Source organism: Rhodopseudomonas sp., assembly GCF_048594845.1.
In the GTDB taxonomy this organism is placed as follows: domain Bacteria; phylum Pseudomonadota; class Alphaproteobacteria; order Rhizobiales; family Xanthobacteraceae; genus Rhodopseudomonas.
The window spans coordinates 1-5,636 of the sequence record NZ_JBMDXE010000136.1 but is presented as its reverse complement, the minus strand read 5'-3'; the positions used below and the strand labels follow the sequence as shown (position 1 = coordinate 5,636).

7 protein-coding genes are annotated in these 5,636 nt (G+C 65.6%); 4 read left to right on the top strand and 3 right to left on the bottom strand.

Annotation, left to right across the window (positions count from 1 at the left end; genetic code table 11):
- The 3 genes from ACOJTD_RS08300 to ACOJTD_RS08290 all read right to left on the bottom strand — a co-directional run.
- The coding region (locus ACOJTD_RS08300) for an FAD-dependent oxidoreductase (RefSeq protein WP_420132444.1) at positions 1-237 on the bottom strand (237 nt) is incomplete at its 3' end.
- Positions 238-342: 105 nt separating this feature from the next.
- Positions 343-1,503, bottom strand: coding sequence for a DUF2865 domain-containing protein (locus tag ACOJTD_RS08295; protein ID WP_420132443.1), 1,161 nt, complete (start codon positions 1,501-1,503; stop codon positions 343-345).
- A 186-nt stretch (positions 1,504-1,689) separates the two neighbouring features.
- Positions 1,690-1,998 (bottom strand): hypothetical protein, encoded by a 309-nt coding sequence (locus ACOJTD_RS08290; RefSeq protein ID WP_420132442.1) that lies wholly within the window; start codon positions 1,996-1,998, stop codon positions 1,690-1,692.
- Between the two features lie 310 nt (positions 1,999-2,308).
- Between ACOJTD_RS08290 and cysS the strand changes: the two genes are divergently transcribed.
- The 4 genes from cysS to cimA all read left to right on the top strand — a co-directional run.
- Positions 2,309-3,769, top strand: coding sequence for a cysteine--tRNA ligase (gene cysS, locus ACOJTD_RS08285; RefSeq protein ID WP_420132441.1), 1,461 nt, complete (start codon positions 2,309-2,311; stop codon positions 3,767-3,769).
- Positions 3,766-3,897, top strand: coding sequence for a hypothetical protein (locus tag ACOJTD_RS08280; RefSeq protein ID WP_420132440.1), 132 nt, complete (start codon positions 3,766-3,768; stop codon positions 3,895-3,897). The genes cysS and ACOJTD_RS08280 overlap by 4 nt, the downstream gene beginning before the upstream one ends.
- A gap of 3 nt (positions 3,898-3,900) precedes the next feature.
- Positions 3,901-4,410, top strand: a complete 510-nt coding sequence (locus ACOJTD_RS08275) for a GNAT family N-acetyltransferase (RefSeq protein ID WP_420132439.1) — start codon at positions 3,901-3,903, stop codon at positions 4,408-4,410.
- A partial coding sequence (cimA, locus tag ACOJTD_RS08270; protein ID WP_420132438.1) for a citramalate synthase occupies positions 4,407-5,636 on the top strand: 1,230 nt, incomplete at its 3' end. The genes ACOJTD_RS08275 and cimA, both read left to right, overlap by 4 nt.

The following is a 5,636-nucleotide window of genomic DNA, read 5'->3' as shown; positions in this document are numbered from 1 at the left end:
GGCGAGACCGTCGGGTTGGTCGATGCCGAGCTTGCGGGCGAGGTCGCTCAGATTGCTCTCGGCGCCCAGAAACGCGAATGCTCCGGTCACGGCCCACACGCCGTGCCACAGCACCGAGCGGCAGCGTCCGCCGACTTCTGTGTCCTGTTCGAGCAGCACGATGTCGTGGCCGTCGTCGCGCAGCCGATCGGCCGCGCCCAATCCGGCGATGCCGCCGCCGACAACGATGATCCGCATGCCCTCACTCCTCCGCTTGGCCCGAGAGGCTGCAAGCTAGGAGGAGGGCGTCGTGCGCGGCCATAGCCCGGATGGGCTATGCCGGCGTTCCGGCGCTAGGTGCGATCAGCGCGTGTTGGGCAGGAAGGTCGGGCCGACGGTGCGGATCTTGTTTGGATCGGTCGAGGGCGCGCCTGGGTCCGGCTGCGCGGCGCCGTTCGCGGTCGCTGGTGCGGGCGCCGCGCCCTTGCGGGCGTTGGCGCGCTGCGCCGGCGGCAGCGCCATGCGCTTGGCGCTCTCTTCGGTGACGATGATGTCGCCATGCTCGCGGGCCGACGTGTCGTCGACGCCCTTCAGCGCGTCCGCCCAGCTCTGGTTCGCGGCCTTGCACGAGCAGGCCGGATCGAAGCTCTGCCGATAGCGGAAGGCGGCGGGCAGCGAGGTGTAGGGCTGGCCGTTGATCGACACCGCCTGGTTCATGTCCTGGCCGGGATTGCGATACGCATACAGCGCCGCGTCGGAGGCCGGGCAGAGCGACTTGCAGGTCTTCTCGTCGTCGGCGAAGCGCGCCGGCGTGGTGGCGAAGGAGATCGGGAAGTAGTAGCCGTCGCAGGTGCGCACGCAGACGGTGCGGAACGTGCCGGTGTCGGTGTTGAAGTCGGGTAGCGGCGCGCCAGGGGCGCCCGGCGCTGGGGAAGCGTTGCCGCCGAACAGATTGTTGAGGAAGCCTCCGCCGCCTTGCTGCGCGGCTGCGGCGTATTGAGGGCCGCAATTGTTCTGCGCCAGCGCGGTCAGCACCGAACGGCGCTGGTTGTCACGATCGGAGCCGCCCGGTCCGCCGGAGCGCAGCCGCTCCAGGCTCGAAGTCATCTGATCGAGGTTGCCGCGCATCTGCTGGATCTGGTTGTTGACCGGACCGCACTGCGCCGACTGGCCGTTGAACAGCGAGAAGAAGCCGGAGCTGTCGCAGCCCATCCGCTTGGCCTGCATGGTGACGCGGTCGAGTTCGCCCTGCTGGCGATTGACGGCGTCTTCATAACGCCGGATCTGGTCGGCGCGGGCGGGATCGCCGCCGCCGCGGTCGATCGATGCAAGTTGCGCTTCCAGCCGCGGGCAGACCGGATTGACCGCGCCCTGCTGGGCGCCAGGCGGCTGCTGATAACCCTGCTGGGGCGGATAGCCTTGCTGCGCCTGCGCGGCGGACGACAGCATCGCGGCAGCCGCCAGGACAGCGCCACTCAGCCACCGGCGGCGGATCAAACTCGCGGTCTCGAAGAAGTCGGGCATTCAGGAATTCCGGCGGATGGTGATCTCGGCGATCGGCCGAATCGTCTCAGAAAATCCGCGCGATCGATGCCGTCCGGCAATCCGTTCAAGCCGCGACGGTTGCGGGTCTTCTACCGGCTTCTCGCGGCATCGTCACGTCGTTTCCGGGGCGTCTCTGTGGCGAAGCCCCAGGCATTTTCGCGCAGTTCAGCGCTGGCAGGTGATGGCCACATACTCGTTGCAGCCGCCTCGGGCACAGGTGAGGCCGGCGGTCTTCGGCACCGCCCCAGTGATCTCGTCGGGATCGACCCGGCGATAGGCGACGGCCTGGGCGAAATCCCGCGCCTGGCAATAGGCCAGCGCCGCATGGGCGCCGCAGCTTTCGCTTTTCGCCAGGCACTGATCGATGCCGTAACCGTCCGGCTGGTTCGCGACGATGAAAACGCGGCTGTCGGCGAAGGCCAGGGACGCGTGCAGTACAGCCGCGCAGACAAATAGAGCCGGAAGGAGCTTCATGGGACACCGGTGAGCGAGGGCGCCAAGCCCCCGATCAATAGGCGGGAAGTGGTAAAGAATCGTTAACCATGGCAGGGAGCCAGGGCGCGGGCGCAATAGGCTCCGATCATGGCCAAAATCCGCCGGCGCAACGACTTAGGGCGTTTGCCGGGCTTGACGCGCTCCGGCCGGCTGGCCATGGTGCGGGAATGAACGGTCTTTTCTCGATTTGTGGCATTTGCCGCGAGATTACGAGCTAGCTCAACGCTGGCTGAGGCCGTCTTTTCTCTCATGAGATCACTGGACGCCCGGCCGCAGGGGACGGGAATCCATGGCTTTGCGCCTCTACGATACGCTGACCAAGCAGAAGCGCGACTTCGCGCCGCTCGATCCGTCGAATGTGCGGATGTATGTCTGCGGCCCGACGGTCTACGACTTCGCCCATATCGGCAATGCCCGGCCGGTCATCGTGTTCGACGTGCTGTTCCGGCTGTTGCGGCACCTCTACGGTGAGAGCCACGTCAAATACGTCCGCAACATCACCGACGTCGACGACAAGATCAACGACCGCGCTGCGCGTGACTATCCGGGCCTGCCGCTGAACGAGGCGATCCGCAAGGTCACCGAGAAGACTGAGCAGCAGTTTCACGACGACGTCGACGCGCTCGGCTGCCTGCGGCCGACCGTCGAGCCGCGCGCGACCGAACATATCGCCGAGATGCGGCAGATCATCGAAAAGCTGGTGGCGGGCGGTTTCGCCTATGCCGAGCAGGACCACGTGCTGTTCTCGCCGGCCGCGATGAACGCGGCGAACGGCGTGCTGCCGCGCTACGGCGCGCTCGCCAACCGCACGCTCGACGAGATGATCGCCGGCGCCCGCGTCGATGTCGCGCCCTATAAGCGCGACGCGACCGACTTCGTGCTGTGGAAGCCATCGAAGCCCGGCGAGCCGTCCTGGCCGTCGCCGGCCGGCATCACCACCGAAGGCCGGCCGGGCTGGCACATCGAGTGCTCGGCGATGTCGTGGAAGCATCTCGGAGAAACCTTCGACATCCACGGCGGCGGCATCGACCTCGTCTTCCCCCACCACGAAAACGAAGTCGCCCAAACCTGCTGCGCCTTCCACACCGAACGCATGGCCCAGACCTGGATGCACAACGGCTTCCTGCAGGTCGAAGGCGAGAAGATGTCGAAGAGTTTGGGGAATTTTCTGACTATATCGGATCAGCGCGATCACTGGGGGCCGGCGGTTCTTCGGCTCAATATGCTGAAGACGCACTATCGGCAGCCCATCGATTGGACCCAAAGCGGCTTGACGGAGACGGTTCGCGAGTTGGGGCGTTGGTTTGCCTTATTGGAAACTGATTCCAGCGGTGATGCCTCCCAAGCACAAGGCGTGTTGCAGGCACTTACTGACGATCTCAACACGTCTGCTGCTATCACCGAGTTGCGCGCGCTCTATAAGGCAAGAAACGCGCTTGGATTAGAGGCGGCACTTCGCTTGCTTGGCGTGCCGATAGGCCGAGAATACCTCGATGGGCGACGAGCCCATCACTTGGCCGCTGAGTCCATAGAGACAGCTAGTCCAGCTTTCGGCACGCCAACATTAGGCGTTGGGCCGCAAAGTTCGAGAATCCAGAAAATGATTGAAGCTCGCACAGAGGCGCGCGCGCGCAAGGATTTCAAGGAATCCGACCGCATCCGCGACGAGCTCGCCGCGATGGGCATCGCCATCAAGGACGGCAAGGACGCAGACGGCAAGCCGGTGACGACCTGGGAGATTGCGAGATGACCGAATCTAAGCCGACGTCGCGGCCCGATACGCCGTTCCCCAAGCACTGGCTGTACTACATCGCGCTGAAGATCGCGCTGCTCGCCGGCGCGACGGCGCTGGTGCTGAAGCTTTACGGGTTCTGGTGAGTCATGAGTGCGACGGAAAAGCCCGGCCTGCGGCCGTATCTGCCCGAGGACGGCCAGATCGTGGCGGCGATCTTCATCGCGGCGATCGAGCAGCTCACCGAGGACGATTACGGCGAGGCGCAGCGTGAAGCGTGGGCCTCGGTGGCGGACGACGATGCCAAATTCGCCGCGCGGCTCGGCTCGCAGCTGACGCTGATCGCGACGCTGGGCGGCGCGCCGGTCGGCTTCGCGTCGCTGAAAGGCGCGGATCACATCGACATGCTCTACGTGCATCCGGATTTCACGCGTCGCGGCGTCGCGACGTCGTTGATCGACGCGCTGGAGAAGCTCGCCGGCGCGCGCGGCGCGCAGGCGCTGACGGTCGACGCCAGCGACAATGCGGCGGAATTTTTCACGCGCCGCGGCTACGTCGCGACGCAGCGTAACACCGTCACACTCAACGGCGAATGGCTCGCCAACACTTCGATGAAAAAGACGCTGGCGGACTCCGCGGCGCCGGGAGCGGATCAATGAGTCGCGAACGTCTGTATCTCTACGACACCACGCTGCGCGACGGCGCGCAGACCAACGGCGTCGATTTCACGCTGCACGACAAGAAGCTGATCGCCGGACTGCTCGACGATCTCGGCATCGACTATGTCGAAGGCGGCTATCCCGGCGCCAATCCGCTCGACACCGAATTCTTCGGCGAAGATCAGAAGCTGCAGCGCGCCACCTTCGCGGCGTTCGGCATGACGCGGCGGCCGGGCCGCTCGGCATCGAACGATCCGGGCGTCGCGCTGCTGCTCGAGGCCAAGGCCGGCGCGATCTGCTACGTGGCGAAGTCGAGCGAGTATCAGGTCCGCGTCGCGCTCGAGACGACCAACGAGGAGAACATCGCCTCGATCCGTGACAGCGTTGCGCTTGCCAAGGACAAGGGCCGCGAAGTGCTGGTCGATTGCGAGCACTTCTTCGACGGCTACAAGGAGAACCCGGCGTTCGCGCTGCAATGCGCCGAGGCGGCATATCAGTCCGGTGCGCGCTGGGTGGTGCTGTGCGACACCAATGGCGGCACCATGCCGGACGAGATCGAAGCGATCGTCGGCGAGGTGGTGAAGCGCATCCCCGGTACGCATGTCGGCATCCACGCCCATAACGACACCGAGCAGGCGGTGGCGAACTCGTTCGCCGCAGTGCGCGCCGGCGCGCGGCAGATCCAGGGCACGTTGAACGGCCTCGGCGAGCGCGGCGGCAACGCCAATCTGGTGTCGATGATCCCGACGCTGAAGCTGAAGAAGGAATTCGCCGACAAGTTCGAGATCGGCGTGTCCGACGAGAAGCTCGCCACGCTGGTGCAGGTGTCGCGGGCGCTCGACAACATTCTCGACCGCGCCCCCGATCCGCACGCGCCCTATGTCGGCGGCAGCGCCTTCGTCACCAAGACCGGCATCCATGCCTCGGCGGTGATGAAGGACCCGCACACCTACGAGCACGTGGCGCCCGAGACCGTCGGCAACCACCGCAAGGTGCTGGTGTCGGATCAGGCCGGCAAGTCGAATGTGCTGGCGGAGCTGGCGCGCACCACCATCCAGGTCGATCGCGACGATCCGAAGCTCGGGCGGCTGATCGAGAAGATGAAGGAGCGCGAAGCCGCCGGCTATGCGTACGAGTCCGCCAACGCCTCGTTCGATCTGCTGGCGCGCGGCGTCCTCGGCAAGGTGCCGGAGTTCTTCCATGTCGAGCAGTTCGACGTGAATGTC

Bases quoted from the DNA above. Each gene is read 5' to 3' on its own strand.
- ACOJTD_RS08295 (WP_420132443.1), bottom strand. From the start codon at position 1,503: ATGCCCGACTTCTTCGAGACCGCGAGTTTGATCCGCCGCCGGTGGCTG.
- ACOJTD_RS08290 (WP_420132442.1), bottom strand. From the start codon at position 1,998: ATGAAGCTCCTTCCGGCTCTATTTGTCTGCGCGGCTGTACTGCACGCG.
- cysS (WP_420132441.1), top strand. From the start codon at position 2,309: ATGGCTTTGCGCCTCTACGATACGCTGACCAAGCAGAAGCGCGACTTC.
- ACOJTD_RS08280 (WP_420132440.1), top strand. From the start codon at position 3,766: ATGACCGAATCTAAGCCGACGTCGCGGCCCGATACGCCGTTCCCCAAG.
- ACOJTD_RS08275 (WP_420132439.1), top strand. From the start codon at position 3,901: ATGAGTGCGACGGAAAAGCCCGGCCTGCGGCCGTATCTGCCCGAGGAC.